Source organism: Rhodococcus sp. 11-3, assembly GCF_023704055.1.
GTDB lineage: Bacteria > Actinomycetota > Actinomycetes > Mycobacteriales > Mycobacteriaceae > Rhodococcus > Rhodococcus aetherivorans.
Genome location: NZ_CP080406.1, coordinates 1,594,110 through 1,619,247, shown reverse-complemented (window position 1 = coordinate 1,619,247; position 25,138 = coordinate 1,594,110). Strand labels below are relative to the sequence as shown.

28 protein-coding genes and 1 tRNA gene are annotated in these 25,138 nt (G+C 71.0%); 11 read left to right on the top strand and 18 right to left on the bottom strand.

Annotation, left to right across the window (positions count from 1 at the left end; translation table 11 throughout):
* The first annotated feature begins 52 nt into the window (after positions 1–52).
* On the top strand, positions 53–1,561 hold the full coding sequence (locus KZJ41_RS07685; protein ID WP_180987105.1) for a dolichyl-phosphate-mannose--protein mannosyltransferase: 1,509 nt from the start codon (positions 53–55) through the stop codon (positions 1,559–1,561).
* On the opposite strand, the gene KZJ41_RS07680 is transcribed toward KZJ41_RS07685, so the two are convergent.
* From KZJ41_RS07680 to mscL (KZJ41_RS07665), 4 genes are all read right to left on the bottom strand, one after another.
* Positions 1,512–2,072, bottom strand: coding sequence for a cyclopropane-fatty-acyl-phospholipid synthase family protein (locus KZJ41_RS07680; RefSeq protein WP_231771894.1), 561 nt, complete (start codon positions 2,070–2,072; stop codon positions 1,512–1,514). The two genes, KZJ41_RS07685 and KZJ41_RS07680, sit on opposite strands and share 50 nt — an antisense overlap.
* A complete protein-coding gene (locus KZJ41_RS07675; protein WP_251550408.1) occupies positions 2,065–3,717 on the bottom strand; it encodes a BCCT family transporter in 1,653 nt (550 codons plus the stop codon). The genes KZJ41_RS07680 and KZJ41_RS07675 overlap by 8 nt, the downstream gene beginning before the upstream one ends.
* A 65-nt stretch (positions 3,718–3,782) precedes the next feature.
* Complete coding sequence (locus tag KZJ41_RS07670) at positions 3,783–4,145, bottom strand: GntR family transcriptional regulator (protein ID WP_006944937.1); 363 nt, start codon at positions 4,143–4,145, stop codon at positions 3,783–3,785.
* A gap of 82 nt (positions 4,146–4,227) precedes the next feature.
* Complete coding sequence (gene mscL / locus KZJ41_RS07665; protein WP_029542060.1) at positions 4,228–4,653, bottom strand: large conductance mechanosensitive channel protein MscL; 426 nt, start codon at positions 4,651–4,653, stop codon at positions 4,228–4,230.
* 94 nt (positions 4,654–4,747) lie between these two features.
* On the opposite strand from mscL (KZJ41_RS07665), the gene arsC reads away from it, so the two are divergent.
* Positions 4,748–5,095, top strand: a complete 348-nt coding sequence (gene arsC, locus KZJ41_RS07660; RefSeq protein ID WP_065922886.1) for an arsenate reductase (glutaredoxin) — start codon at positions 4,748–4,750, stop codon at positions 5,093–5,095.
* Between the two features lie 33 nt (positions 5,096–5,128).
* Here arsC and arcA read toward each other — a convergent pair whose 3' ends face one another.
* On the bottom strand, positions 5,129–6,334 hold the full coding sequence (gene arcA, locus KZJ41_RS07655) for an arginine deiminase (RefSeq protein WP_006944942.1): 1,206 nt from the start codon (positions 6,332–6,334) through the stop codon (positions 5,129–5,131).
* A gap of 116 nt (positions 6,335–6,450) precedes the next feature.
* On the opposite strand from arcA, the gene KZJ41_RS07650 reads away from it, so the two are divergent.
* Positions 6,451–6,918 (top strand): FABP family protein, encoded by a 468-nt coding sequence (locus tag KZJ41_RS07650; protein WP_006944943.1) that lies wholly within the window; start codon positions 6,451–6,453, stop codon positions 6,916–6,918.
* Between the two features lie 4 nt (positions 6,919–6,922).
* Here KZJ41_RS07650 and KZJ41_RS07645 read toward each other — a convergent pair whose 3' ends face one another.
* Complete coding sequence (locus KZJ41_RS07645; RefSeq protein ID WP_006944945.1) at positions 6,923–7,540, bottom strand: response regulator transcription factor; 618 nt, start codon at positions 7,538–7,540, stop codon at positions 6,923–6,925.
* Positions 7,537–8,718 carry a sensor histidine kinase gene (locus tag KZJ41_RS07640; RefSeq protein ID WP_065922887.1) on the bottom strand — a complete coding sequence of 394 codons (1,182 nt, stop codon included), beginning with the start codon at positions 8,716–8,718 and terminating at the stop codon, positions 7,537–7,539. Before KZJ41_RS07640 ends, KZJ41_RS07645 begins: the two co-directional genes overlap by 4 nt.
* 112 nt (positions 8,719–8,830) lie before the next feature.
* Here KZJ41_RS07640 and KZJ41_RS07635 point away from each other — a divergent pair, with 112 nt between their 5' ends.
* Both KZJ41_RS07635 and KZJ41_RS07630 read left to right on the top strand, forming a co-directional pair.
* Positions 8,831–9,901: an FtsX-like permease family protein gene (locus KZJ41_RS07635; protein ID WP_006944949.1), complete on the top strand. Its 1,071-nt coding sequence runs from the start codon at positions 8,831–8,833 to the stop codon at positions 9,899–9,901.
* A 113-nt stretch (positions 9,902–10,014) separates the two neighbouring features.
* On the top strand, positions 10,015–10,677 hold the full coding sequence (locus KZJ41_RS07630; protein WP_006944950.1) for an ABC transporter ATP-binding protein: 663 nt from the start codon (positions 10,015–10,017) through the stop codon (positions 10,675–10,677).
* A gap of 3 nt (positions 10,678–10,680) precedes the next feature.
* On the opposite strand, the gene KZJ41_RS07625 is transcribed toward KZJ41_RS07630, so the two are convergent.
* The 3 genes from KZJ41_RS07625 to KZJ41_RS07615 all read right to left on the bottom strand — a co-directional run bounded on the left by KZJ41_RS07625 (position 10,681) and on the right by KZJ41_RS07615 (position 12,047).
* Entirely contained in the window at positions 10,681–11,541 is an 861-nt protein-coding gene (locus KZJ41_RS07625) for an SDR family oxidoreductase (RefSeq protein WP_006944952.1), read from the bottom strand.
* A 176-nt stretch (positions 11,542–11,717) separates the two neighbouring features.
* The gene (locus tag KZJ41_RS07620; RefSeq protein WP_006944955.1) at positions 11,718–11,861 is read right to left on the bottom strand and encodes a hypothetical protein; all 144 of its coding nucleotides are present in this window, start codon (positions 11,859–11,861) and stop codon (positions 11,718–11,720) included.
* A gap of 110 nt (positions 11,862–11,971) precedes the next feature.
* A tRNA-Ala gene (locus KZJ41_RS07615) sits at positions 11,972–12,047 on the bottom strand.
* Between the two features lie 99 nt (positions 12,048–12,146).
* On the opposite strand from KZJ41_RS07615, the gene KZJ41_RS28485 reads away from it, so the two are divergent.
* Positions 12,147–13,796 (top strand): LuxR family transcriptional regulator, encoded by a 1,650-nt coding sequence (locus KZJ41_RS28485; protein ID WP_276207666.1) that lies wholly within the window; start codon positions 12,147–12,149, stop codon positions 13,794–13,796.
* Positions 13,793–14,584 (top strand): methyltransferase domain-containing protein, encoded by a 792-nt coding sequence (locus tag KZJ41_RS07600; protein WP_006944958.1) that lies wholly within the window; start codon positions 13,793–13,795, stop codon positions 14,582–14,584. Before KZJ41_RS28485 ends, KZJ41_RS07600 begins: the two co-directional genes overlap by 4 nt.
* 84 nt (positions 14,585–14,668) lie before the next feature.
* Here the strand turns inward: KZJ41_RS07600 and glpR are convergent, their stop codons facing one another.
* From glpR to KZJ41_RS07580, 4 genes are all read right to left on the bottom strand, one after another.
* Positions 14,669–15,529: a gephyrin-like molybdotransferase receptor GlpR gene (gene glpR, locus KZJ41_RS07595; protein WP_065922889.1), complete on the bottom strand. Its 861-nt coding sequence runs from the start codon at positions 15,527–15,529 to the stop codon at positions 14,669–14,671.
* Between the two features lie 225 nt (positions 15,530–15,754).
* Positions 15,755–16,390, bottom strand: a complete 636-nt coding sequence (locus tag KZJ41_RS07590) for a GNAT family N-acetyltransferase (protein ID WP_029542046.1) — start codon at positions 16,388–16,390, stop codon at positions 15,755–15,757.
* Entirely contained in the window at positions 16,390–17,649 is a 1,260-nt protein-coding gene (gene glp, locus KZJ41_RS07585; protein ID WP_006944964.1) for a gephyrin-like molybdotransferase Glp, read from the bottom strand. The genes KZJ41_RS07590 and glp overlap by 1 nt, the downstream gene beginning before the upstream one ends.
* A 32-nt stretch (positions 17,650–17,681) precedes the next feature.
* Positions 17,682–18,593: a UTP--glucose-1-phosphate uridylyltransferase gene (locus KZJ41_RS07580; RefSeq protein WP_065922890.1), complete on the bottom strand. Its 912-nt coding sequence runs from the start codon at positions 18,591–18,593 to the stop codon at positions 17,682–17,684.
* Positions 18,594–18,655: 62 nt separating this feature from the next.
* On the opposite strand from KZJ41_RS07580, the gene KZJ41_RS07575 reads away from it, so the two are divergent.
* The 4 genes from KZJ41_RS07575 to mscL (KZJ41_RS07560) all read left to right on the top strand — a co-directional run bounded on the left by KZJ41_RS07575 (position 18,656) and on the right by mscL (KZJ41_RS07560) (position 20,955).
* Positions 18,656–19,261: a 5-formyltetrahydrofolate cyclo-ligase gene (locus KZJ41_RS07575; RefSeq protein WP_065922891.1), complete on the top strand. Its 606-nt coding sequence runs from the start codon at positions 18,656–18,658 to the stop codon at positions 19,259–19,261.
* A 69-nt stretch (positions 19,262–19,330) separates the two neighbouring features.
* Complete coding sequence (locus KZJ41_RS07570) at positions 19,331–19,630, top strand: FmdB family zinc ribbon protein (RefSeq protein WP_006944967.1); 300 nt, start codon at positions 19,331–19,333, stop codon at positions 19,628–19,630.
* Positions 19,631–19,728: 98 nt separating this feature from the next.
* On the top strand, positions 19,729–20,427 hold the full coding sequence (locus tag KZJ41_RS07565) for a Flp pilus assembly protein CpaB (protein WP_065922892.1): 699 nt from the start codon (positions 19,729–19,731) through the stop codon (positions 20,425–20,427).
* 96 nt (positions 20,428–20,523) lie between these two features.
* On the top strand, positions 20,524–20,955 hold the full coding sequence (gene mscL / locus KZJ41_RS07560) for a large conductance mechanosensitive channel protein MscL (RefSeq protein ID WP_050034763.1): 432 nt from the start codon (positions 20,524–20,526) through the stop codon (positions 20,953–20,955).
* A gap of 90 nt (positions 20,956–21,045) precedes the next feature.
* Here the strand turns inward: mscL (KZJ41_RS07560) and KZJ41_RS07555 are convergent, their stop codons facing one another.
* The 4 genes from KZJ41_RS07555 to KZJ41_RS07535 form a co-directional block, all read right to left on the bottom strand.
* Entirely contained in the window at positions 21,046–21,672 is a 627-nt protein-coding gene (locus KZJ41_RS07555; RefSeq protein ID WP_065922893.1) for an MspA family porin, read from the bottom strand.
* 51 nt (positions 21,673–21,723) lie between these two features.
* The gene (locus KZJ41_RS07550) at positions 21,724–22,485 is read right to left on the bottom strand and encodes an MspA family porin (protein ID WP_065922894.1); all 762 of its coding nucleotides are present in this window, start codon (positions 22,483–22,485) and stop codon (positions 21,724–21,726) included.
* A gap of 784 nt (positions 22,486–23,269) precedes the next feature.
* Complete coding sequence (locus KZJ41_RS07540) at positions 23,270–23,767, bottom strand: molybdenum cofactor biosynthesis protein B (RefSeq protein WP_029542037.1); 498 nt, start codon at positions 23,765–23,767, stop codon at positions 23,270–23,272.
* A gap of 71 nt (positions 23,768–23,838) precedes the next feature.
* Positions 23,839–25,107 carry a S1C family serine protease gene (locus tag KZJ41_RS07535; RefSeq protein WP_006944973.1) on the bottom strand — a complete coding sequence of 423 codons (1,269 nt, stop codon included), beginning with the start codon at positions 25,105–25,107 and terminating at the stop codon, positions 23,839–23,841.
* Positions 25,108–25,138 lie beyond the last annotated feature (31 nt).

The window sequence follows — 25,138 nt, the reverse complement described above, 5'->3', positions numbered from 1 at the left end:
GGGCGTGACCGTGACGGACGAGCGCCCTGCCGTGGCATCGGACCGCCGCCGGATGAACAGCCCGGGCCCGACGGTGCCCGCACCGGATTTCGGTCCGGTCGACCGCGGCCGGGGCTGGGTGGTGACGCTGTTCGTCACCGCGATCGCGGCGATCACCCGGTTCACGATGCTGCACTACCCCACCGACGCGAAGACGCCGGTGTTCGACGAGAAGCACTACGCCCCGCAGGGCTGGCAGGTACTCACCGGCGGCGGGATCGAGGACAACCCCGGATACGGCCTCGTCGTGCACCCGCCCGTGGGCAAGCAGCTCATCGCGCTCGGCGAGGCGCTGTTCGGTTACAACGGGTGGGGGTGGCGGTTCTCCGCCGCCGTCGCCGGGACGCTGCTGGTCCTGCTGGTGGTGCGGATTGTGCGGCGGCTGACCCGCTCGACCCTGCTCGGCGGCCTGGCGGGGATCCTGCTGATCGCCGACGGCGTCACGTTCGTCTCGTCGCGCCTCGGGATGCTGGACATCTTCCTGGCGCTGTTCGCGGTCGCCGCGTTCGGGTGCCTGATCGTCGACCGGGACGAGATGCGGGAACGCATGGCGCGCGTGCACGCCGAGGGACGCATCGCCGACACGGTGTGGGGTCCCCGGCTGGGCGTGCGGTGGTGGCGGTTCGGGGCCGGTGTGCTGCTGGGTCTGGCGGTGGGCACCAAGTGGTCGGGGCTGTATCTGATCGCCTTCTTCGGGCTGATGTCGGTGGCGTTCGACGTCGCCGCCCGCCGGGCCTACGACGTGCAACGGCCGTGGCTCGGCACCGGGCTGCGCGACGTCGGTCCGGCGCTGTACGCGCTGGTGGTGGTGCCGCTCGGGGTGTACCTGGCGACGTTCTGGGCGTGGTTCGCCGGCGAGACCGGGGTGTACCGGCACGCGGTGGGTCGTCAGATCGGCACGGACGGGGCGTTCGCATTCGTGCCGGACGCCCTGCGGTCGCTGTGGTATTACAGCGCCTCCGTGCTCGAGTTCCACTCGGGGCTGACGAACTCGGCCGGCAACCTGCATCCCTGGGAGTCCAAGCCGTGGACGTGGCCGATGGGGCTGCGCCCGATGCTGTACTACTTCGCCGACGGCGAGCAGATCCGTGGGTGCGGCGGCGAGCAGTGCGTCAAGGCGGTCATGCTGGTGGGCACCCCGGCGATGTGGTGGCTGGCGCTGCCGATGCTCGCGTGGGGTGGGTGGCAGCTGCTGGTGCGGCGGGACTGGCGGTGGGCCGCGGTGCTCACCGGTTACACGGCGACGTTGCTGCCGTGGTTCGCGACGCTCGACCGGCAGATGTACTACTTCTACGCGGTCCCGCTCGCGCCCTTCCTGGTCATGGGGCTGGCGCTGGTGCTCGGCGACGTCCTCGGCTCGCCGCGGGCCTCGGCCGAGCGACGCTCGACCGGCCTGCTGGTCGTGTGCCTCTACGTCGGCCTGGTGGTGGCGAACTTCGTGTGGCTGTGGCCGATCCTCACCGCAGCGCCGATCACCGTGGAGACGTGGCAGCAGCAGTTGTGGCTGCCGAGCTGGCGGTGACGTCCGGCGGCGCGGCCCGCACGCCGACGGTCCGCTCGCGCTCGACGATGTCGACGATCGCGTAGCCGCAGCGCGAGAGCAGCGCGCTGATCCGCATGGACACCGGTCCGAGGGCGAGGCCGGGCGGCGGTTCGTCGAACACCCACAACTCGCCGGCGGGTCGCAGCAGCGATGCGACGGCCGTCGGCGCGGCCGGGTCCTCGCTGCGGAAACCGGGGACGTTGACGGCGAAGACCAGGTCGAACGATCCCGGCAGGTCGACGCCGGGGAATTCGCCGACGCGCAGTTCGGCGAGCCCGGCGTCGACTCCGTCCCGGTTGCGGCGACGAGCCCGATCGATCTGCGTGGCCGAGCGGTCCACCCCGACGACCCGGCCGCGGCGGCGCAGCCGCTCGCACACGAGCGCGACGGCGACACCCCCACCGCAGCCGATCTCGAGCACGTCGCTGCCCGGCTGCGGGTCCATGGCCTCGACCGCGAACGCGATCCGCGCCGGCACGGCACTACTCATTCGACGTCCGTTCTTCTCCGCGCCGCGCCGGGGACCGGTACTCGGCGCGGCGCAGCAACCGCCGACCGCGTGGGGACACCAGTGGATCCCGCGACAGGTCCCGGTACAAGGACACGCACAGACCCACCATGACGAGCACGAACGGCGCCGCCGCGATGATCGTCATGGTCTGCAAGGCGGTGAGGGCATCGGCACCGCCCGTCCACAGGAGCAGGGCGGCGACGCCGCCGGTGAGCACGCCCCAGAACACCACGACCCGACGGTGCGGGGAGAGTGTGCCGCGCTGGGACAGGGTGCCCATCACGATCGATGCGGCGTCGGCCCCCGAGACGAAGAAGATGGCCACGAGCACCATCACGACAGCGGCCGAGATCGTGAACAGCGGCAGATTCTCGAGCATGCCGAACAACTGCGCCTCGGTCGTGCCGACGTCGGCCAGGCCGAGGCCGTCGCGCTGCTCGCCGATGGCCGCACCACCGAACACCGCGAACCACACCAGGCTCACCGTGCTGGGAACGACGATGACCCCTACGACGAACTGGCGGACCGTGCGGCCACGGCTGATGCGGGCCAGGAACATCCCGACGAACGGCGTCCACGAGATCCACCATGCCCAGTAGAAGACGGTCCATGCGGAGAGCCACTCGGCGACCTCGGGGCTCGACGCCGCGGTACGAGCGGACATGCGGGCCAGATCGGCGGCATAGGCGCCGAGAGTGGTGGGTACGAGATTCAGGATCAGCACGGTGGGACCGACCACGAAGACGAACGCGGCGAGCGCGAGCGCGAGCACCATGTTGATGTTGGACAGCCACTGGATGCCACGAGCCACACCGGACACCGCGGAGGCGACGAAGGCTGCTGTGAGCAGCGCGATGATCGCCACGAGCAGCAGCACCCCCGTCTCCTCGAGCCAACCGGTCACCGCGAAGCCGGACCCGATCTGCAGGGCCCCGAGGCCGAGCGAGGCAGCAGTGCCGAACAGCGTGGCGAACAGGGCGAGGATGTCGATGACCTTCCCGGCGGGTCCCTCGGCGCGGCGGCCGAGCAGCGGCAGGAAGGCGGAACTGATCAGCTGCTTACGCCCCTTGCGGTAGGTGCCGTAGGCGATGGCCAGACCCACCACGGCATAGATCGACCACGGGTGCAGGCTCCAGTGGAACATCGTCGTCGCCATCGCCGGTCCCACGCCCCCGGCTGTGCCCGGCGGCGGGGTCACGAAATGGGCCAGGGGCTCGGCGACACCGAAGAACATCAGGCCGATGCCCATACCGGCGCTGAACATCATCGCAATCCAGCTGACGGTGCGGAACTCCGGCACCTCGTCGTCCTTGCCGAGCGGGATCCGTCCGAACCGGCTCAGGGCCAGCCAGATCGAGAAGACCACGAAACCCGACGCGGTGAGCACGAACAGCCACCCCAGGTTGACCACCAGCCAGTCCAGTACCGCCCCCGTCACGGCGGCGAAATTGTCCGGTGCGAGCAGCCCCCAGACGACGATCGACACCACGATCAGGGCCGTCGGGACGAACACGGCCGGATCGATCACCGGTGCGGTCCGTCGGCGCAGCCCTCCCGGGCGAACCGAAACGAGCCGGCCACGCTGAGCGTCGTGCGGATCCGTCGGTTTGTCCGAAAGGCCCATGATGTAAACCTCGTCCACTTCCCTGCGGAGCGCAACCGTCACCGCTCCGGGGGAAGTCGGACGAGTCACGCGCCCCGCAGCGCCGCGACGACGAATTCGAGCACCTCGTCGTCGGACATGCCGAGGGTGCGCAGTTCGCGGACGTAGCCGGTGGCGGCGCGCTGGGCGAGCGTGCGGGTGGGGTCACCGGACTCGGCGACGAACGTGCCCGCCCGGCCCCGAGTCTCGATGATGCCGAGATGCTCGAGCTCCCGGTAGGTCTTGGCCACGGTGTTCGGGGCGATGCCGAGGTGTTCGGCCAGCCCGCGGACGGTGGGAAGCTTGGTGCCGGCGATCAGCTCGTCGCGCCGCACCATCGTGACGATCCGCTGGCGCAGCTGCTCGTACGGCGGGACCGGCGAGTCGGGGTCGATGACGATGTCGAGCATCGGGGCGTCCTCAGGTGGGCAGGTGGTGCGTCGAGGCTAACAGTGCGGGCCGACCGTCCCCGACTGCGCCGCGGGGGCCGCCTCAGACCCGCGCCCTGTCCTCGTCGGCGTCCGCGGCCCGGGTGTAGCTGCCGGTCTCAAGCAGGTCGCGGATCTGGATCAGCAGGTCGGTCTCGCTCAGCGGCTTGTCGCCCTCCTCCTTGGGGGCGAACCGGGCCTTGGCGGTGTTCACCGGCAGGATCAGCACGAAGTAGACGACCGCGGCGATCAACAGGAAGTTGATCACCGCCGACACCACGGCACCGATGTTGACGAACGTCTCCGGGCTCGAGGTGATCTGGAATCCCCAGCCGTACTCGTTCGCGCCGCCCACCGAGGCCACGAGCGGGTTGACGATGTGGTTGGTGAAGGCGGTGACGATGGCCGTGAACGCGGCCCCGACGACCACCGCGACGGCGAGCTCGACCACGTTCCCGCGCAGCAGAAAATCCCGGAATCCCTTCAGCACGACACCTCTCCTGTCCTTCACCGACGCCGGACGATGGTAGAGACCGGCCGCGCCGCACTCAACCGGAGCGGGTGCGGCACGGCAGAATGTGGCCATGGCAACGACCGCGACGATCTACCACAACCCCCGGTGCAGCACGTCCCGCAACACCCTGAAGGTGCTGCAGGAGGCGGGCCTCGAGCCGACCGTCGTCAAGTACCTCGAGACCCCGCCGTCGCGCGACGGGCTGCGCAAGCTGCTCGACGACGCCGGACTCGTGCCGAGCCAGGCGATCCGGCGGAAGGAGTCACTGTTCGCGGAGCTGAACCTGGCGGACGCCTCCGAGGACGAGCTGCTCGACGCGATGGTGAAGCACCCGATCCTCATCGAGCGGCCGATCGTGGTCACCGACAAGGGCACCGTGCTCGCCCGCCCGGTGGAGAAGGTGCGCGAGATCCTCTAGGGTCCGGCCGCTCGCCCGCGCCGGACGCGCCGGTCAGCCGCGGGCGAGCGGGCAGGACATGCAGCGCGGCCCGCCGCGTCCGGAGCCCAGTTCGGACCCGGCGATCCGCAGCACCTCGATGCCCGCGTCCTCGAGGCGGGTGTTGGTCTCGATGTTGCGTTCGTAGGCGACCACCACGCCGGGCGCGAGGGCGAGGGTGTTGTTGCCGTCGTCCCACTGTTCACGCTCGGCGACGACCGGATCGAGGCCGGTGTCGATGACGCGGAGCTTCTCGATGCCCATCGCGTCGGCGGCCGCCTCGAGGAACCCGCGCGGCCCGCCGATCCGGACGTCGCCGTTCTCCCGGCGCAGAGTGAAGGCCTGCAACGTTTCCCGCACCGCGGGGTACATCACCACGGCGTCGACGTCCACCATGGTGCACACGGTGTCCAGATGCATCGAGGCCCGCTGCTGCGCGATCGGCACCGCCAGCACGGTGTGCGCGAGACCGTCCTCGAAGACGCTGCGCGCCAACGCTTCCGCACCCGCCGGTGTCGTGCGCTCCCCCACGCCCACGGCCACGACTCCCGGGCCGAGCAGCAGCACGTCGCCGCCCTCGACCGGCGCCGTGTGCGATTCGTAGGCGCGGCGCACCCCCAGGAACCGCGGGTGGAACGCGTAGATCAGGTCGGTGATCGAGGCCTCCCGGCGCCGGGCCGGCAGTGCCAGGGTGGGGATCGCGACCCGCGGGCCGATCCAGAACGACGAGTCGCGGGTGAACAGCAGGTTCGGCAGCGGCTCGATCACGAAGTCGGCTCCGTGATGCATCAACCGCACCAGCGACGGCGCGGCTCCGAGGCCCGCGACGGGCAGTTCGTCGAACGTCATGCCCGCGACGAGGACGCGGGTGAGATCCGCGGCGGACATCGCGCGCAGGTGCGCGGCGAGTTCCTGCGCCAGCCCGTGCCCGAGCCGGCGCGGATCCACCGCGGACGACACCCCCTGGACGCGGGCGGCCCCGCTGACCTCGAGGGTCTCGGTGAGCAGGTCGGACAGGAGCAGCACCTCCACCCCCCGCCCGCGCAGCAGGTCGACGAACGCGTCGTGTTCCTCCTGCGCCCGCGCCACCCACGGCAGCGCGTCGAACAGCAGCTGGTCGTTGTTGCGGGGAGTCAGGCGTTCGAGCTCCGCGCCCGGCCGGTGCATCAGCACCGCCCGCAGCGACCCCACCTCGGAATCCACACCCAGCTGAGCGTTCATGAATAAGACCGTAATGCCGTGGGCCACCGCGCGGCGCGCCGAAACTCCGCGAAGCCGGCCGGGCGCCCGCCCGGCGATGGCAGGATCGACGGTGCCCGACGACCGAGGAGACCCACATGACCGACACCGGCCCGCTCGGTGATCTCGCCGCCTTCGCCGGCCGCTGGGTGGGCGGCGGCGAAGGCCACTACCCCACCATCGAGGACTTCACCTACAACGAGACCATCGAGTTCACCCCCACCCCGGGCAAGCCGTTCCTGATGTACGTCAGCCGCACGAAGAACCCGGGCACCGGTCAGCCGATGCACACCGAGAACGGATACCTCCGTCTCGCCGATCACGAGGTGGAGCTGCTCGTCTCCCAGCCGACCGGGTTCGTGGAGATCCAGCGGTCGCGGCTCACCCACGGCGTCCTCGACTTCACCACCGTGCACCTCGAGCGCTCTCCCCACGCGAAGCCGGTGCACGAGCTGCGGCGGCGGTTCGTCCTCGACGGCGACGAACTGTCCTACGACCTGTGGATGGCGCACGCCCAGACCCCGCTCACCCACCACCTGCACGCCCGGCTGCGACGCGCCGGATAACCGTTCACAGCAGGCCGCGCTCGCGCGCCGCCGCGACCGCCGCGGTGCGCGAATCCACGCCCAGCTTCGAGAAGGCATGCACCAGATGGGACTTGACGGTGGCCTCGCTCACGAACAGTTCCTTGGCGACGGCCCGGTTGGAGAGCCCCCGCGCCACCGCGCCGAGCACCTCGATCTCGCGGGCGCTCAGCTCCACCCGCGGCGTCTGCATGCTGCGGTAGAGCCGTTGCGCCACACCGGGATCCAGCACGGTTTCGCCCCGGGCGGCCCGGGCCACCGCGTCGACGAGCACGGCCGGGTCGGCGTCCTTGAGCAGATACCCGGCCGCCCCCGCCTCGACCGCGCGCAGGATGTCGGAGTCGGTGTCGTAGGTGGTCAGCACCAGCACCTTCGGCGGATCCGGCGCGGAAGCCAGTTCGGCCGTCGCCTGCGCCCCGTCCATCCCGGGCCCGAGCCGCAGGTCCATCAGCACCACGTCCGGGCGGTGCGCCGCGTTCTGCGCGACGGCCTCCCGACCGGACGCAGCCTCGGCCACCACCTCGAGCCCGGGCTCCGACGCGAGGAGGGCGCGCAGCCCCGCCCGCACGACGGGATGGTCGTCGACGAGCAGTATCCGGATCACGGCAGCACCCGCACGGGAAGCGTTGCCGCCACGGCGGTTCCGTCGCCCGGCGCCGACTCGAGGAACACCGTGCCGCCCAGCTCGGCGAGCCGCTCCCGCATGGCGGTGAGCCCGAACCCACCGCCCGAGCCCGCGTCGCGGACGTCGAAGCCGACGCCGTCGTCGACCACGTCGAGCCGGACCTCGTCCGGGGTGTAGGCGAGGGTGACCCGCACGCGGCGCGCGTGGGCGTGCAGCCGGACGTTCGCCAGCGCGCTCTGCGCCACCCGCAGCAGCGCGACGTCGAATCCCGTGGGCAGCGGCAACGGTTCGCCGTCCACGCGCAGTGCCGCGTCGATGCCGGTGTCGGCACGCAACCGGTCCAGGATGCGGCCGAGGGCCGCCGCGAGCGGCGCATCGTCGAGATCGGACGGTCGCAGCTTGTCGACGACCCGGCGGGCCTCGACGAGATTGCGCCGTGCCGTCTCCTCGATCCGGCCGAGCAGCGCCACGGTGTCGTCGCCGGCCCGCAGCCCGGCGCGGGCGAGCAGCAGGATCGACGAGAAGCCCTGGGCGAGGGTGTCGTGGATGTCGCGGGCCAGCCGGGCCCGCTCGGCGGTGGCACCGGTCTCCCGCTGCAACCGCACCAGCTCGTCCTGGGCGTCGAGCAGTTCGCGGTGTGCCTCGGTGAGCTCGGCGAGCAGCGCGTCGCGCTGCTCGGCGTCGCGCACGAGCTGCCGGTAGATCAGGGCCGTGCCGGACGCGACGAGCGCCCCGAACAACGGGCCGACGACGGCGGCCGTGGCGTTGGCCGTGCCGTGGCCCAGGCTCGCGGCGATCGCGACCGCCGTCAGAGCCGCCGTCGCGGCGAACGCGGCGATCGTGGGCAGCAGGTGGAAGCACAGGAAGAACAGCGCGAAGGCGAGCCACACGAAATCCGGTGCGAGCACCACCAGCGCCAGCCAGCCGGCCAGCAGCACCGCCAGCCAGATCCCGCCGCGGGACCCGCGCCGGGCGAACCACAGCCCCGAGATGTACCAGGCGAATTCGGCGCCCGCGAGGACCAGCACCCCCGGGGTGCCGCCGCCGCGCAGCACCCCGACGAGCAGCAGCAGTACGAACAGCGCGTGCTGGCCCAGCTGCATCGCACGCAGCACCGGGACCGTCCCCTCGGGGCGGTGCTGTCGGGCGGTCTGCATTTCACCGACGCTAACACCGCCGCGCACGCCGCCGCCTCCCACTTTCGATTGATCCGGGAACCCATCCACCGAGCGATGCGTCGGCATCGCCGCACCGGGCACCGTGGAACTCATGTTCCTCGCACTGCGCGATCTGCGCTTCGCCACGGGGCGCTTCGCCGTCATGTCGGCGGTGCTCGTCCTGGTCTCGTTTCTCGTCGTCATGCTCTCCGGCCTCACCGCGGGCCTGGGCAACCAGTCGATCGCCGCGATCCGCGGCATCGGTGCCGATCACTTCGCCCTCGACGGCGGTGACACCGATCCGTCCGACCTGTCGTTCGGGGAGTCCACCGTCACGGACGCGCAGCGCACCGCCCTCGCCGCGCAACCCGGCGTGACCGACACCGCCGTGCTCGGCGTTGCCCCCGGACGCGTCGGTGCGGGCGGGCGCGAGGTGATGGCGGCACTGTTCGGGGTCGCTCCCGGTTCCTTCGCGGCACCGGCGGCCCTGCGCCCGGCGACGGCGGCGGTCGACGCGCAACTCGCCACCGACAACGGCTGGACGCCGGGCACCGTCCTGACCGTCGGCGGGCGGGAGGTCACCCTCACCGCTCTCGTCGAGGACTCCTACTACAGCCATCAGCCCGTGGTGTGGCTCGACCTCGGGACCTGGCGCGAACTCCCCGCGACGGCCGGCGCCGACGGGACGGTGATCGCGCTGCGGACCGGTCCCGGGTTCGACAGGGCGGCGGCCGCGGCCGCGACCGGCACGAGCGTCCTCGACACGTCCGCGACCCTGAACACCGTCGGCTCGTACACCTCCGAACGCGGGTCGCTGCTGCTGATGCAGGGCATGCTGCTCGTCGTCGGCGCCCTCGTCGTGGGTGCGTTCTTCACGGTGTGGACGGTCCAGCGCAGCCGGGACATCGCGGTGCTGCGCGCGGTCGGCGCCTCCACCTCCTACCTGCTGCGCGACGCCCTCGGACAGGCCGCGGTGGTGCTCGTGCTCGGCACCGGCCTGGGCACCGTCGCCGCGACAGCCGCGGGAGCGGCCGCAGCCACCGTCGTGCCGTTCACGCTGAGCGCGGCCACGACCGTGCTGCCGTTCGTCGCGCTGGTCGGGGTCGGCCTCCTCGGGGCCGCGGCGGCCGTCGCACGCATCGGCTCCGTCGACCCGCTCACCGCGCTCGCCGCGGCCCACTGAGCTGTTCGAGACACCAACGCTGTTCGAGACACCGACGCTGTTCGAGACACCGACGCTGTTCGAGACACCGACGCTGTTCGAAAGACACCGACCCGTTCGAGAAAGGCACCACCATGAGCGTGCGGCTCACCGACATCGTCCTCACCTATCCCGACGGCGACGCCACGCTGCGCGTCCTCGACGGCCTGGACTTCCACGCCGAGCCCGGCGAGACGGTCGCCGTCACCGGTCCGTCCGGATCCGGCAAGTCGAGCCTGCTGGCCGTCGCGGGGCTGCTCACCGTGCCCGACTCCGGGCGGGTCGTCCTCGACGGCGTGGACACCACGGGCCTCGACGCGGCGGCCCGCACGCGGCTGCGGCGCGAACGGATCGGCTTCGTGTTCCAGCAGGCGAATCTGCTTCCCTCGCTGACCGCCACCGAACAGCTCTCGCTGATCGCGCACCTGAGCGGGCGCCGGCTCGACCGGGCCCGCGCCCGCGACCTGCTCGCCGCGGTGGGCCTGACGCAGCAGGCCGACCGCCGCCCGCACCAGCTCTCCGGCGGGCAGCGGCAGCGGGTCGCGATCGCCCGGAGCCTGGTCAACGATCCGGCGGTGCTGCTGGTCGACGAGCCGACTTCGGCGCTGGACGCCGAGCGCAGCCGGGAGATCGTCGAGCTGCTCGAACGGATGGCACGCGAACGCGACGTCGCCGTCGTGATGGTCACGCACGATCGGGAGGCGCTGCGGGCGGGAACACGGCTGCGCGAGTTCGCCCTCGACAAGACGCCCGCCTGAGCGTCACCGGCGGGTACGCACCGCCTCGAGCGTGCGGGAGAAGTAGTTGTTGGCGAGCTGCATCACCACGTTGTACGGAGGCGCGAACTTGCGGGCCCACCAGTAACCGAAGCGCACGTCGAACGACGTGTACACCAGGAAACGGTTCTTCCGGATCCCGGCGAGGATGCACCCGGCGACCTTCTCCGGCGACGCGGCGTGCCGCTCGAACCGCGAGGTGAGCTTTCGGGCAGCCGGATGGTCGCGGTCCACGCCGACGATCTGCACCGAGTTCACCAGCGGGGTACGCACAGCGCCGGGCACGACGAGCGAGACCCCGATGCGGTGCCGGTGCAGGTCGAAGCGCAGCACCTCGGAGACTCCGCGCAGGCCGAACTTGCTCGCGCTGTACGCCGCGTGCCACGGCAGGGCCAGCAGGCCCGCCGCGGAGGAGACGTTGACGAGGTGCCCGCCGCGGCCGGCCTCGATCATGGGGGGCACGAAGTTCTCGATGACGTGGATCGGGCCCATCAGGTTGACATCGACCATCTGCTTCCAGTGGCGGTGCTCGAGGGCGTCGACCGTGCCCCACACCGACGTTCCGGCGACGTTGGCGACCACGTCGAGGGCGCCGGCGCGGTCGTGGACGTCGGCGGCGAAGGCGGTGACCGCGTCGTAGTCGGAGATGTCGAGGGCGGCGGCGTGCAGCACCGACCCACCCCCTTCGCGCACCGTCCGCACCGTGTCGTCGAGACCGTCGGCGGCGAGGTCGGTGAGCACCAGTTCGGCACCCTCCGCGGCGGCGGCCAGGGCCAGCGCCCGGCCGATGCCGCTGGCCGCCCCGGTCACGAGGAACTTCCGGCCCCGCAGGTCCTTGATCGCCATCTCCGCCCCCGATTCGTCGTGTGCGGGTCACCTTAGCGCGGCGCGATCCGCCGCGGCGCCGCGCGGGCGCCGCGGTGAGAGAGAGGGGCTGAGGGCGTATGGGACCGCCGGCCGCGCGCTCGACAGTGCGTGTGCGCGACGAATGCGCGCGGGCGGCACCGATGCGCGCGGACGGCTCAGAGACGCTGGGCCATCTCCTCCTGGTACTTGCGGATCGTCTCCTCGATGCCGTCGGCGTCGGCCTCGCGCCCTTCGCTGCGGGCGCTGTCGGCACGTTCGCGGAGCACTCGAATAGCGCGCCGCAGTTCGTCGTCACTCATTCTGTGTTCCATGTCACACAGTCTCCCCGACCGCGGGCCGGTTCGGCCGGCAATCGGCGGCACGGCATCGACGACGAAGGGCGCCTCCCTGTCCGGGAGACGCCCTTCGGTGGTGGAGCTGAGGGGAATCGAACCCCTGACCTCTTCGATGCGAACGAAGCGCGCTACCAACTGCGCCACAGCCCCGCAGGTTCCGTTCGGAACCGCTCGCAAACTGTAGCAAACGTGCGAGCCGGAGACGAAATTGCGGTATCGGCACAGGTCACGGCGGCGGACAATCGACATGTGGATGCAGTGCGCCTCCGCGGGGACCAGGCCCTGCGGGAGGGTCGGTGGGCCGCCGCGCTGGCCGACCTGACGTCGGTGGCGGCCGCGACCGACGATCCGGCGGCGTGGCTCGGCGTCGGCGAGGCGTCGTGGTGGCTCGGGCGCCTCGACGACAGCGTCGCCGCCTATCGCAGGGCCTACACGACGGCTCTCCGGAGCGGCGACCGAGAGAGTGCGGTTCGCTGCGCGGCGTGGCTGAGCATCAGCTACACGTCCGATTTCGGCAATCGGTCGGTGGCCCACGGTTGGGTCCGCCGGGCGCAGCGACTGCTGCCCGAGGGCGCACCGGGCGCGTTGCACGCCCTGGTGTGGGTGGCACACGCCCACCGCCTGCTCCCGGACGCCGCAGCGGCCGGACCGTGGGCGGCGCGCGCCCTGGACGCCGCACACCGATGCGGCGACCGGGATCTCGAACTGGTGGCACTCGCCCAGTCCGGTCACGTGGCTGTCGCCCGGGGCGACCTGGAACCCGGATTCGCGCTGCTGGACGAGGCCGCGGCGGCCGCTCTGGGCGATGCGGACCGCCGATTCGACACCGTCGTGTTCGTCTGCTGCGACATGCTGGGCGCGTGTGCGCTCGCCGGCGACACCCGTCGCGCCGACGAGTGGTGCCGCGTCGCCGAGGACTTCACCTCCCGCTGGGGGTGTCCCTTCCTGTACGTCGAGTGCCGCACCCTCTACGGGGCATTGCTGCTCACCGCGGGCCGTTGGGCGGAGGCGGACCGGCTCCTGACGGCGGTTCTCACGCTCGACGAGAAGGTCTGCCCCGCCGTCCACGCGCGCGCCGTCGCGGCCCTCGCCACGCTCCGGGTCCGGCAGGGGCGGCTCGACGAGGCCCGGGCGATGCTGGACCGATCCCGCCGCCCGACCACGGAATTGGACACCGCCCGCGCCGAGGTCGCCCTCGCCGACGGCGATCCCGCAACCGCCCGGCGGCTGCTCGAACGTCACGGCACCACATCCCTGCTGTGTGCCCGGGCCCAGGCGGCCACGGGCGACCTGAACGCGGCGACGACCACCGCGGCGGCGCTCGATCCCGACGGTCCCGAGGCGGTGGAGGCGTCGGCGCTGACTGCCGCGGCGCAGGGCTGCGTGGCGGCCGCCGTCGATGCCTTCGAGACGGCCGCCGCTCGCTGGGCGGACCGCTCGGCGCCGTTCGAGGAGGCCCGATGCCTGCTCGAATTGGCCGAGTCGGCGATGAACGACGATCCTGTCCTCGCGACCGCACGCGGGCGAACGGCGGTGACGATCTTCCGGGAACTCGGAGCCGTCGCCGCCGCGGACCGTTCCGCGGCCGTGTTGCGGCGTCTCGGGGTGCGCGGCCCCGGCATCGGCGCCACCACTCGCGCCGGCCCGGATCTCGACAGCGACCTCACCGCCCGCGAACGCGAAGTACTGGACCTGCTCGCGAGGGGTTTGACGAATCCGGAGATCGCCGGCCGGCTGTTCGTCTCCCGCAAGACGGTGGCGCACCACGTGAGCCACATCCTCCGCAAGCTCGGCGTGCGGAACCGCTCGGAGGCCGCCGCGTATGCCGCCGCCCACCCGGAAGATGGGTCACCTGCCCGATGCGCGGCACCCGGGCGCGGCGCCATCCTCGGTGTATGACGAACACAAGCGAGAACTTCGGGATTTCACCGGCGGCCGCGGAGGTGTACGAGTCACGCTTCGTACCCGCGATCTTCGCGCAGTGGGCGCCACGGCTGCTGGACCAGGCTGCGATCACGACGGGCACGCGGGTGCTGGACGTGGCATGCGGAACCGGGATCGTCGCGCGCGTAGCCGCCGACCGGGTAGGCCCGTCGGGACGGGTGGTCGGTGTCGATGCCAGTGAGGCCATGCTGGCGGTGGCACGTCGGTTGCGTCCCGACCTCGAATGGCACCGGGGTGACGCCGGCGCGCTGCCGTTCGCGGACGGTTCGTTCGATGCGGCGCTGTGCCAGATGGCGCTGATGTTCTTTCCCGATCGTGCACGGGCACTGCGCGAGATGCGCCGCGTGGCGACGGAGATGGTCGCCGTGTGTGTGCCGGCCGCGTTGGACGAGCAGCCGGCATACCGAGACTTCGTCGACGTCGCGGTGCGGCACGCCGGCCCGCCCGCGGCATCCCTCCTGGGCACCTACTGGAGTTGCGGGGACCGCGACGAACTACGGGGATGGTTCCGCGACGCCGGACTCACCGTCGATCGGTTCACCACGCACACCGGAAGCGCGCGGTTCCCGTCCGTGGATGCGATGGTGGCGACCGAGGTCGAGGGCAGCCCGTTGATCGAACGGCTCGACGCCGGAACGTACGAGGCGATCACCTCGGAGGCCCGAACGGTGCTGGCCCGGTTCACCGACCCGGACGGCTCGGTGTCGGCGCCTCTCGTGGCACACATCGTCACCGCGCGCTGAATACGCCCCGCTCCGAGCGAATGTATCGCCCGCTACCGCTGAGGAGATGAACGATACATTCGCTCGGCCCGAACGGATCGGTGACTACTCCCCGGAGGCCCGACGCACCGGGTAGTCGTCGGCGTCGTAACGGGGTTCGTACGTCTCGTGGGCGGGCTCGTCGTCCGTGTAGTGGTCCAGGTGCTCGAACACCGGGTCCTCGTCGTCCACCTCGAGCACCACCGCGCCGGGGCGTCGCAGCCGGGCCGGGACCAGCCGCAGCTCGTCGTCACTGTGTGACTCGACGCCGAGCCGCGAACGGTTCAGGCGCGCCATGCGACGGCGGCGGATCTCCTGCTCGACACGCACCTGGCGACGGAGGTAGATCAGGTAGCCGGCGAGGGCAGCCGTCGCCACCGTGCACAGCCACCACAGGGCCGACGAGACGATGAGGGCGAGGGCGGCGGTGATGATCGCGGCGAACAGCAGGCCGAGCACGGTGCGCTGCCGGAACTCGTAGCGCGCGGCCCGGGCCATGGCGTCGGCCTGCGGGTCGAATCCGCCGCGTCCGCGGCGCTGGGGCACGAACTCCCGGGCGGGAGCCCGGTCGGGACGCTCCTCGAAGTCGAAGTCGATGTCGGTGTCGTGGTCGGTGTCGAGCTGTGTGTCCATGCGGTCCTCCGCTGGGTGGCGGTGTCTGCGGTCGTCCACCGTGCGGGCGCGACCGGAGTCGTCGCCGGCTGTGGGACGGGCGGAATCCCGACTCGGACGCCAGTGGGGGTCGGTGCGATGACCGGCGGCCGGCCCGCGCGGGGCGAGTGGCTCGTCGTCACCTCGGTGCAGGACCCGGGTTGCGAGTGCGGCGTCGGTCGTCTGGCGAATACGGGGGCGCTTCGTGACCAGCATGGGCACCAGAACGAACAACCACACGGCAACCAGCCCGATCCACAGGAGCGAGTTCGGCATTTCGGCGGCCCTCCTCCCAGTTGTCGCCTACCAGTCCGTCGACGCCACTGACCCCGTCAGGTTAGCGGCCCCGAAGCCGTCACCCGGACAGAAACGCCGACTCAGATGACTACAGCTGTCACACGAGTCACGCGAATCATGTGACACTCTCTTCACTCTAGTCACAGAGATATAGGACCGTGTGGGTATTACTACGCAGCGATGCACGTAATCTGCGTTACAAGATCAGGCCCAGGTGGCCCGGCCGCCCCGGATCAGCACATCGGACACGCTTCCGGGGACCTCCTCGACCGTCATCGCGACCAGCAGATGGTCGCGGAACCGCCCGTCGACGTCGAGGTAGCGCCGCAGCAGGCCCTCCTCCCGGAAGCCGACGTTGCGCAGGACCGCGCGGCTCGCAACGTTCTCCGGCCGCACCGTGGCCTCCACCCGGTGCAGTCCGGCCGGCCCGAAGCAGTGGTCGAGCCCCAGCGCCACCGCCGCTGTCGCCACGCCCAGGCCGTTGACGTGCTTGGCCACCCAATACCCGATCCACGCCGACCGCAGCGCGCCGCGCACCACGTTGCCCACGGTGATCTGCCCGCAGAACTCGCCGTCGAGCTCGATCGCCATCGGCAGCATGTGGCCCCGGCGGGCCTCCGCCCGCAGGCTGCGGTACAGCCCCGGCCACACGGTGATGTGATGGCGCATCTCCCACGGCACGTCGCCGGTGGGTTCCCACGGCTCGAGATGCGCCCGGTCCCGGATCCGCAACCGGCTCCACGCCGCCGCGTCCCGCAGCCGGATCGGCCGCACCGTGACCAGGCCGCCGGCCACCCGCAGCGGGCCCAGCTCCGCCGGCCATCCCGGATGACGGGTCATCAGCCGCGCTGTCCGAGGAAGGCGACGTCCACCGGATCCCCGGTGCGCACCTCGGTCACCTCCGGCTCGATCAGCACCAGGCAGTTCGCCTCGGCCAGGGTCGCCAGCAGGTGCGACGACGCGCCCGCCGCCCCACCGAGCGCCTGGACCATGTACTCGCCGGTCGCCTCGTCGCGCATCAGCTGCCCCCGCAGGAATCCCTTGCGGTCCGGGATCGAGGTGATCGGCGTGACGGTGCGGGCGGTGACGACGCGGCGCATCGGCTGCCGGCGGCCGAGCGCGATACGGATCAGCGGCCGCACCATCACCTCGAACACGACCAGCGCGCTGACCGGGTTGCCCGGCAGCAGGAAGGTGGGCACCTCGTCGCGGCCGAGCTGGCCGAACCCCTGCACCGAACCGGGGTGCATCGCCACCCGCTCCACTTCGAGCTTGCCGAGGTCCGACAACGCCTCGCGCACGTCCTCGAGCGCGCCGCCACCGACGGCTCCCGCGACGACGACGATCTCGGAGCGGATCAGCTGGCCCTCGACGACCTCCCGCAGGCGCTTCGGGTCGGTGCTGGCGATCCCCACGCGGTTGACGTCCGCGCCGGCGTCGCGGGCGGCCGCCGCGAGCGCGTACGAGTTGACGTCGTACACCTGGCCGGGGCCCGGGGTGCGGTCCACGTCCACGAGTTCGCCGCCGATGGAGATCACCGAGAGCCGGGGACGCGGATGGACCAGCACTTTGTCGCGGCCGACCGCCGCGAGCAGCCCGACCTGGGCGGCCCCGATGATGGTGCCGGCCCGGACCGCCACGTCACCGGGCTGGACGTCGTCGCCGGCGCGACGCACGTAGTCGCCGGTCCGGACGGGACGCAGGACCTTGATGCGCGCGCGGCCACCGTCGGTGCGGTCGAGCGGGAGGACGGCGTCGGCGAGGGTCGGCAGCGGCGCCCCGGTGTCCACCCGCACGGCCTGCCGTGGCTGCAGCCGGATCGGTTGACGCGAGCCGGCCGAGACCTCCCCCACCACGGGCAGGGTCAGCTCGATCGGCTCGCCGTCCTCGCCGGTCCGGTCGGTGCCCGCCCCCTGGACGTCGACGCTGCGGACCGCGTAACCGTCGATCGCGGCCTGGTCGAAGCCGGGCAGTGGCCGTTCGGTGACCACTTCCTCCGCGCAGAGCAGCCCCTGGGCCTCGGAGATGGCGACCCGGACCGGCCGTGGCGCCACCGCCGCCGCCGTGACCCTGGCCTGTTGATCCTCGACCGACCGCATACCGCTTCTCGTCCTCCCGACCTGTCGCGCCGTCAGTGCTTCAGGCGCTCGACCAGCCACTCCCGCAGGGAGGGGCCGTACTCCTCGCTGTTCAACGCAGAGTCAACCGCAGCGCGCAGATAGCCGCCGGGATTTCCGAGGTCGTGTCGAGTGCCGCGATGCACCACCACGTGCACGGGGTGACCCTCCTCGATGAGCAGGGCGATCGCATCGGTGAGCTGCAGTTCGCCGCCCGTACCGGGGGTGATCCGGCGCAGCGCGTCGAAGATCGCTCGATCGAGCAGATAGCGGCCGGCAGCGGCGAAGGTGGACGGCGCATCCTCGGGCGCCGGCTTCTCGACCATGCCGACGACCTTCAGCACGTCCGGGTTGACGGCGTCGGGCACCTCCTCGACGTCGAAGACGCCGTAGGCGCTCACCTGGTCCTTGGGCACGTCGATCGCGCACAGCACCGTGCCGCCGCGCTTGGCACGCACCCGCTGCATGGTCTCGAGGACGCCGCGCGGCAGCACGAGGTCGTCCGGGAGCAGCACCGCGATGGAGTCCTCGTCCGGATCGAGGGCGACCTCGGCGCACGCGACGGCGTGCCCGAGCCCGAGCGGCTTCTCCTGCACCACCGACTCCACCTCGAGCAGGCCCGGCGCCTTGCGGACCTTCTCGAGCAGGTGGTACTTGCCGCTCTCCTTCAGCTTCGACTCGAGGACCAGGTCCTCGACGAAATGCGCGACGACGCCGTCCTTACCCGGAGCCGTCACGATCACCAGGCGCTCGGCACCCGAGTCCGCGGCCTCCCCCGCCACGAGCTCGATTCCGGGCGTGTCCACCACCGGAAGAAGTTCCTTCGGCACGGTCTTGGTCGCGGGCAGAAAGCGCGTACCGAGACCGGCCGCGGGAACCACCGCCGTCCGGAAGTGGCCGGCTTCACCGGTCGCTCTGTTCGTCATAAACACCCACCCTAACTTTCGGCTACCACCCGGTAGATACGTCAGATCCTAAGGTGGCGGATATGAGCGCACTCTCCAAGTCGGAATGGCGGGCCCGAATCGTTGCTGCGCGACGGGCCCGCAGCGACGGGGAGCGCCGCGGCGAGGACGACGCCCTCGCCGCGGCGGCACGGTCGCTGGCCCCCGCCCGGGCGACGGTCTGCGCGTACGTGCCGGTCGGTTCGGAACCCGGGGCGTTGTCCCTGCTCGACGCCCTGCGCGAGGCCGGAAACCGGGTGCTGCTCCCGCTCACCCGCCCGGACAGCACCCTGGACTGGGCGCAGTACACCGGCCCCGGCGCCCTCGCCCCCGCCGGGTACGGCCTGCTCGAACCCACCGGGCCGGCGCTGGGCCCGGAGGAGGTGCGGCGGGCGCACACCGTGGTGGTGCCGGCGCTCGCAGTGGACGAGCGCGGCGTGCGGCTCGGTCGCGGGGCCGGCTTCTACGACCGGACCCTGCACCTCGCCGCCGCCGACGCCGTCCTGGTCGCGGTGGTCCGGGACGACGAACTCGTGCCGGAGCTGCCGGAGGATCCCCACGACATCCGGATGGGCTGGGCCCTGACCCCCGGCCGCGGCCTGGTGCCGCTGAACGGGTCGCGCAACACCGGGAATAGAGCACCCAGGTAGCCACGTTGGCACTGTCGGCTGTAGAGTGCTAATGCTGCGGTCGCCAACCAATTCGCGGAGGATCCACCGGTGCCCACTTACTCCTATGCCTGTACGTCCTGCGACAACCGATTCGACATCGTGCAGTCGTTCACCGACGACGCCCTGACGGAATGCAACGAGTGCTCGGGCAAGCTGCGCAAGCTGTTCAATTCGGTCGGCATCGTCTTCAAGGGCAGCGGCTTCTACCGCACCGACTCCCGCGGCGGAGGCAGCACCGCCAGCGAGCCGGCCAAGTCCGACTCGTCGTCCGGCAGTTCGTCGAGCACCTCGTCGTCGGACTCTTCGTCGTCGAGCACCTCGTCGGCACCGGCCGCAGCCGCAAGCTGACACGGTTTCATCCACAGGCGGACGGTTCATCCACAGTCCGCCCGTGACCGGCACTTCACCGGGCCGGCGGGCACGGCCGAACTCGTAGGGTTCGGACCATGCCCGCCGGTCCGTTCTCGTTCCCGCCCCTGCGGAATCCGCTCGATCCCACCCTGCCAGACCGCCTCACGGCCCTGATACGGCCGGGCTGGGCGCGCACCGTCGCCGTCCGCCGCGCGATCGCGGCCGGTCTCGTCGGAGTCGCGGCGGTCTCCGCCCTCACCGGCGGCCCGTCGGGCGACCGGACCCCCACGGTCGTCGCCGCCCGCGACCTGCGGCCCGGGCAGACCCTCACCGCCGACGACGTCACCGTCGTCGAGCGCGACTCGTCCCAACTCCCGTCCGGGGCACTCACCGACCCCGCCGAGGCGATCGGCCACACCCTGGCCGGACCGGTGCCCGCCGGCGAAGCCCTCGTCGGGGTGCGGATGCTCGGGCCGCGGCTGGCGGCGTCCGCTACCGGCGACGCGGCGGCCCGGGTGGTCCCGGTGCGCCTGGCCGATCCCGGCGTCGGGGATCTGCTGCGCGAAGGCGACCTCGTCGACGTCCTCACCGTCGCCGAGGACGACCCCCCCTCGTCGGGTGCGGCACCGGAGGTGCGGGTACTGGCCACGGGGGCGACCGTCGTGCTGGCCCAGGGAACGGACCGGACGAGCGACCGCGGCGAGAAGGTGGTCCTGCTCGCCCTGCCACCCGAGCCGGCGACGACTGTGGCTGCTGCATCGCTCGTGAGCGCGTTGACGGTGACCCTGCACTGATCCGGGTCGGGATCCGCATTCCGGACTTTGCGACATACCTACTGGTCTATGGTGCGACTGCGAGCATGACGACAAGACACGTCTAGGAGAAGCGCCATGTTGAAAGGCTTCAAGGACTTCCTGCTCCGCGGAAACGTACTCGACCTCGCTGTCGCGGTCGTCATCGGCACCGCGTTCACGGCCATCGTCACGGCCTTCACCAGCAACGTCATCGAACCCCTGATTGCCGCGCTCGGCGGCGACAACGAGATGGGCTGGGGCTTCCAGATCCTCGCGGACAATCCCGCCACCTTCGTCAACATCGGCGCGGTGGTCTCGGCGATCATCAATTTCGTCATCATCGCCGCCGTCGTCTACTTCGTACTGATCCTCCCGGCGAACGCGGCCAAGAAGCGGTTCGCCACCGAGAGGGACGACACCAAGGCGAGCGCCGAGGATCTGCTCATCCAGATCCGCGACCTCCTCCAGGTGCAGTCCGGCCAGACCGGCGCACACGCCAAGCTGAGCCTCGAGGAGAGGGAACAGTAGGCGCAACCGTGCCACCGACGAAAAAGGTTGGGCCCGCTCGGAATTCCGAGCGGGCCCAACCCGTGTTCAGCCTGTCGGCAGGACGTCGTGTCAGACGGTCCAGGGCTTGCCGTAGGTGGTCACGTTGTCGCCGTTCGCGGTGATGGCGCGAACGAACGGACGGACCTGAACGGCGCCGATGACGCCGGAGGCGGTGCCGTGAACGTTCGAGAACTGCACGGACTTGAAGTCACCGTCGAACTCGCCCTCGGCGACGACGAGCTCCTCGATGCCCGGAGCCGGGGTCAGCTCGAGCTCGGCGTAGGCCTGCGGGAGGATGTCGGTCACGATGATGTCACCCGCATCGAGTTCCAGCTGCGGGGTGGAGTAGGTGACGCCGATGGCGCCGTCGATGCTGCCGGCCCACGCGAACTGATAGCCGAACTGGAACGTGGTGCCCTCGGCGTCGGCAGCGGACTCACCGACGAGGTTCGCGGTGCCGCGGCCGTTGTGGAAGAACTCGCGGTTGAACGGGCTGCCACCCAGGGCCGGCACACCCTGGATGAAGGTGTCCTCCTGGGTCACCACGACCTCGTAGCCGTCCGTGGAGACGATCCGGTTCTGATCGTCGACCGCAGCCTGCGCGGAGCCGGTCGCACCGAGGACCAGGCCCAGGACAGCGGCACCGGACACCGCGGCGTTACGTGCGGCCTTGAAGCCACGCGACTTGATTCCCATGATTTCTCCGTATTTCTTGGTGGGGATTACTGCGGGGTGGGGCGAGCAGGACTAGATCGTCCAGACCTTGCCGTAAGTGGTGACGTTGTCGCCGTTCGCGGTGATCACGCGGACGAACGGGCGGACCGAGACCGCGCCGATGACGCCGGTGGCGGCACCGTGGACGTTGGCGAACTGGACGGACTTGAAGTCCCCGTCGAACTCGCCGTCGGCGACGACGAGCTCCTCGATACCCGGGGCCGGGGTCAGCTCGATGCCCGCGGTGAACTGCGGAAGGATGCTCGAGACGGTATTGGTGTTGTCGATTGCGTCGACAACCTTGTAGGCAGGGACGGGCTTACCATCCTTGTCAAGGATCGCGTTACCGTCCTTGTCATACTGAAACACCGGCTTGCCCTCGTCGTCGAGGATCGGCTCCTCGACCTGAGTGGTCGCGAACTCCGCTTCGAGCTCGGGGCTCGCCCACGCGATGCCGATCGAGCCGTCGACAGCGGCGGACCACGCGAACTGGTAGCCGAACTGGAAGGTCGAGCCCTCGAAGTCCGCGGCGTCGGGGCCGACGATGTTGGCGATGCCACGGCCGTTGTGGAACCACTCGCGGCTGAGCGGGCTGCCGCCGATCGGTGGAACACCCTGGATGAAGGTGTCCTCCTGGGTCACGATGACCTCGTGGCCGTCCGACACGATCCGGTTCTGGTCGTCGACCACAGCGCCGGCGGTCCCGGTCGATCCCAGAACCAGGCCGAACACGGCGGCGGCGGCCACCGTGACGTTGCGGGCGGCCTTCACACCGCGTCGCGTCTGCATCTTCATGAATGCCTCATCCATTCTCTGCGTGCCGGGTCACGCACACGCGTCCGACAACTGCCCTGTCGCCCGCGAGGCATGCCACACCTGAGACACCGGCGAGCGTGCTCACCGGTGCCGACGTGTGCGTCATCCGCACGGTTGCGTTTCCGATTCGTGATGAAGACCGTCGCATTAGCTACCGATCTTGACCTGAGCGAACCAGGACAGAGACTAGACCGTGACCTCTGAAGCCAGCAACGGCTACGTCCCGGGGCGAGGCCTCGTCGAACCCGAAATTGTTTCGGCCCGATGAAACAATCGGTGCCATTTCAACGGACGCCCCGAAGGGGTTGCGGAGGCGCCGAAAACCGTCTCTCACCCATGAATAGAGCCGCATACCCCCTGGTGGCAGGTTCATGCGCCGCTGTGGCCGAATACATACTGCCGGTACTTCCGTGATGCGCGCCACCGAAAGCCGGGCGCGCGTCGACCGCGACTCGCCGAGTTGCAGGGTTACGAGAAGGTTGCGGAATCCCACCGCTGGAATTAACGATTCGGCATCGGCCGACTTCTACAAGTGGGGTAGATCACATGTGGCCGTGGTGCGGCGGTACCTGCCGGCGCAGCCATTCTTCCGAGTCGGACGAATCGTCTGCCGGCGAGCGCTCGTCGCGGGTCGTCTCGGGGAGGACGTCGCCGAAGATGCGGCGGAGCCGGGCCCGGTCGATCCGGGCCCGGCTCGCGTCGTCGCGCCGTGGTGCGTCGTCCGACGACGCGCCGGACGCGCTCTCGTCCGTGCCGGTGATGGCTATCCCTCCACCCGTGACAGTTCCTCGATCACGTGCGAGGCGAGCGGCAGGAGCGTGGCCATGCCGTCGCGGATCGCCGCGCGCGAGGAGGCGAGGTTCGCGACCAACGTGGAGCCGGACAGGCCGACCAGACCGCGGGACAGACCGGCGTCCATCGCGCCGGCGGAGAAGCCGGACGAGCGCAGGGCCTCGCCGATCCCCGGGAGTTCCCGGTCGAGCACATCGGAGGTGGCGTCGGGCGTCACGTCGCGCGGCGACACCCCGGTGCCGCCGACGGAGATGACCAGGTCCACGCCGCCGATGACGGCGGTGTTGAGGGCGTTGCGGATCTCCACCTCGTCGGCCGACACCGTGACGACACCGTCCACGGCGAATCCCTCCTCTGCGAGGAGCTCGGTGACCAGGGGCCCGGCGGAGTCCGGGTTGTCGCCGTGCGCTACCCGGTCGTCCACGATCACCACGAGGGCTCGCCCAGTCCTGGGGGTTTCGAATTCCATGATGCCCACCGTAGTTGCCCTGTCCGTCGAACGAGCTGTATGTCCGAGAATGAATCCGGCGGCGTCTCTTCTCATCGGCCACCCGCCTCGGCCGCCGCGAGCTGCACGTCGACGGTCTTCTCGCTGCCACCCTGTGCGTCGGTGTAGGTGATGCGCACGGTGTCGCCGGGCGCGTACGAGCGGACCGCCGCGATCAGGGAGTCCCCGTCGGTGACGAGCCGGTCGTCGACCTTGGTGATGATCACGCCGCTCGGAATACCGGCCCGTTCCGCGGGCCCGCCGCCGGTGACCTCCATGACCCGAGCGCCGCGCACGTCGCTCTGCGACGGCACCTGGACGCCGATGACGGCGTGGGTCGCCTTGCCGGTGTCGACGAGTTCGTCGGCGATGCGGCGTGCCTGATCGACCGGGATCGCGAAGCCGAGGCCGATGGATCCGGACTGTCCGCCGGCCGTGGCGATCGCCGTGTTGACGCCGATCAGCTGGCCGTCCATGTTCACCAGCGCGCCGCCGGAGTTGCCGGGGTTGATCGCGGCGTCGGTCTGCAGCGCATCGATGACGGTGTTCTGGTTGCCGGTCTCCCCGCTGGTCGACACGGGCCGGTCCAGGGCCGAGACGATACCGGTGGTCACCGTGCTCTCGAGACCGAGCGGCGAGCCGACCGCCACCACCTGCTGGCCCACCTGCACGGCGTTCGAGTCGCCGAGCTCGATCGGGGTGAGGTCGGTGCGGCCCTCCGCGCGGATCACGGCGATGTCGGAGATCGGGTCGGCGCCCACGATGGTCGCGGGGACCGAGCTGCCGTCGGAGAAGTACACCGTGAGCTGCGCGCCGGCGCCGCCCCCGGCGACGACGTGGTTGTTGGTGAGGATCAGGCCGTCGGAGGACAGGATCACGCCCGAGCCCTCGCCCTGCGCGGTGCGGCCGACCACCTCGATGCGCACGACGCTCGGTACGACCTTCTGCGCGACGGCCTGCACCGAACCGGCGGGGGCGGCGGCGACGGTCGTCGTGGACGGCCGCGGCGCGTCGAGGGCGTTGGTGACGGCCGTGCCGCCGGTCGACTGCTGCGTGGTCCACGCGCCGACGGCGCCGCCGATCCCGCCGCTGACCAGTGCCAGCGCGACGGCGCCGAGGGCGAGCAGGCCCCGCGCCGATCGGGGTGAACCCTGGGGCCCCGGCGCGGGCTGGGGCGGGGCGCCGAACGGCGCGGTGTGCCCGTACCCGGCATAGGGACCGGAGGGAGCCTGGTAGGGATTCGGCTGGTGCGGTGTCGGCTGCTGCGGTGTCGGCTGGTGCGGCTCGGGGCGGCCGCCACCCGGTGTGGGGTCCTCGCTCATCTCATCGCTTTCGGTCTACACGGCCGCCGGG

Coding starts and splice junctions, on each gene's coding strand:
- KZJ41_RS07680 (WP_231771894.1), bottom strand. CDS start 2,072: ATGAGTAGTGCCGTGCCGGCGCGGATCGCGTTCGCGGTCGAGGCCATG.
- KZJ41_RS07550 (WP_065922894.1), bottom strand. CDS start 22,485: ATGAAGATGCAGACGCGACGCGGTGTGAAGGCCGCCCGCAACGTCACG.
- KZJ41_RS07575 (WP_065922891.1), top strand. CDS start 18,656: ATGAGCGCACTCTCCAAGTCGGAATGGCGGGCCCGAATCGTTGCTGCG.
- KZJ41_RS07675 (WP_251550408.1), bottom strand. CDS start 3,717: ATGGGCCTTTCGGACAAACCGACGGATCCGCACGACGCTCAGCGTGGC.
- KZJ41_RS07590 (WP_029542046.1), bottom strand. CDS start 16,390: ATGACCCGTCATCCGGGATGGCCGGCGGAGCTGGGCCCGCTGCGGGTG.
- KZJ41_RS07540 (WP_029542037.1), bottom strand. CDS start 23,767: ATGGAATTCGAAACCCCCAGGACTGGGCGAGCCCTCGTGGTGATCGTG.
- KZJ41_RS07625 (WP_006944952.1), bottom strand. CDS start 11,541: ATGGCGATCAAGGACCTGCGGGGCCGGAAGTTCCTCGTGACCGGGGCG.
- glp (WP_006944964.1), bottom strand. CDS start 17,649: ATGCGGTCGGTCGAGGATCAACAGGCCAGGGTCACGGCGGCGGCGGTG.
- KZJ41_RS07580 (WP_065922890.1), bottom strand. CDS start 18,593: ATGACGAACAGAGCGACCGGTGAAGCCGGCCACTTCCGGACGGCGGTG.
- KZJ41_RS07565 (WP_065922892.1), top strand. CDS start 19,729: ATGCCCGCCGGTCCGTTCTCGTTCCCGCCCCTGCGGAATCCGCTCGAT.
- KZJ41_RS07670 (WP_006944937.1), bottom strand. CDS start 4,145: ATGCTCGACATCGTCATCGACCCCGACTCGCCGGTCCCGCCGTACGAG.
- KZJ41_RS07630 (WP_006944950.1), top strand. CDS start 10,015: ATGAGCGTGCGGCTCACCGACATCGTCCTCACCTATCCCGACGGCGAC.
- KZJ41_RS07600 (WP_006944958.1), top strand. CDS start 13,793: ATGACGAACACAAGCGAGAACTTCGGGATTTCACCGGCGGCCGCGGAG.
- KZJ41_RS07685 (WP_180987105.1), top strand. CDS start 53: ATGAACAGCCCGGGCCCGACGGTGCCCGCACCGGATTTCGGTCCGGTC.
- KZJ41_RS07535 (WP_006944973.1), bottom strand. CDS start 25,107: ATGAGCGAGGACCCCACACCGGGTGGCGGCCGCCCCGAGCCGCACCAG.
- arsC (WP_065922886.1), top strand. CDS start 4,748: ATGGCAACGACCGCGACGATCTACCACAACCCCCGGTGCAGCACGTCC.
- glpR (WP_065922889.1), bottom strand. CDS start 15,529: ATGCCGAACTCGCTCCTGTGGATCGGGCTGGTTGCCGTGTGGTTGTTC.
- KZJ41_RS07640 (WP_065922887.1), bottom strand. CDS start 8,718: ATGCAGACCGCCCGACAGCACCGCCCCGAGGGGACGGTCCCGGTGCTG.
- KZJ41_RS07635 (WP_006944949.1), top strand. CDS start 8,831: ATGTTCCTCGCACTGCGCGATCTGCGCTTCGCCACGGGGCGCTTCGCC.
- arcA (WP_006944942.1), bottom strand. CDS start 6,334: ATGAACGCTCAGCTGGGTGTGGATTCCGAGGTGGGGTCGCTGCGGGCG.
- KZJ41_RS07555 (WP_065922893.1), bottom strand. CDS start 21,672: ATGGGAATCAAGTCGCGTGGCTTCAAGGCCGCACGTAACGCCGCGGTG.
- KZJ41_RS07650 (WP_006944943.1), top strand. CDS start 6,451: ATGACCGACACCGGCCCGCTCGGTGATCTCGCCGCCTTCGCCGGCCGC.
- mscL (WP_050034763.1), top strand. CDS start 20,524: ATGTTGAAAGGCTTCAAGGACTTCCTGCTCCGCGGAAACGTACTCGAC.
- KZJ41_RS07620 (WP_006944955.1), bottom strand. CDS start 11,861: ATGAGTGACGACGAACTGCGGCGCGCTATTCGAGTGCTCCGCGAACGT.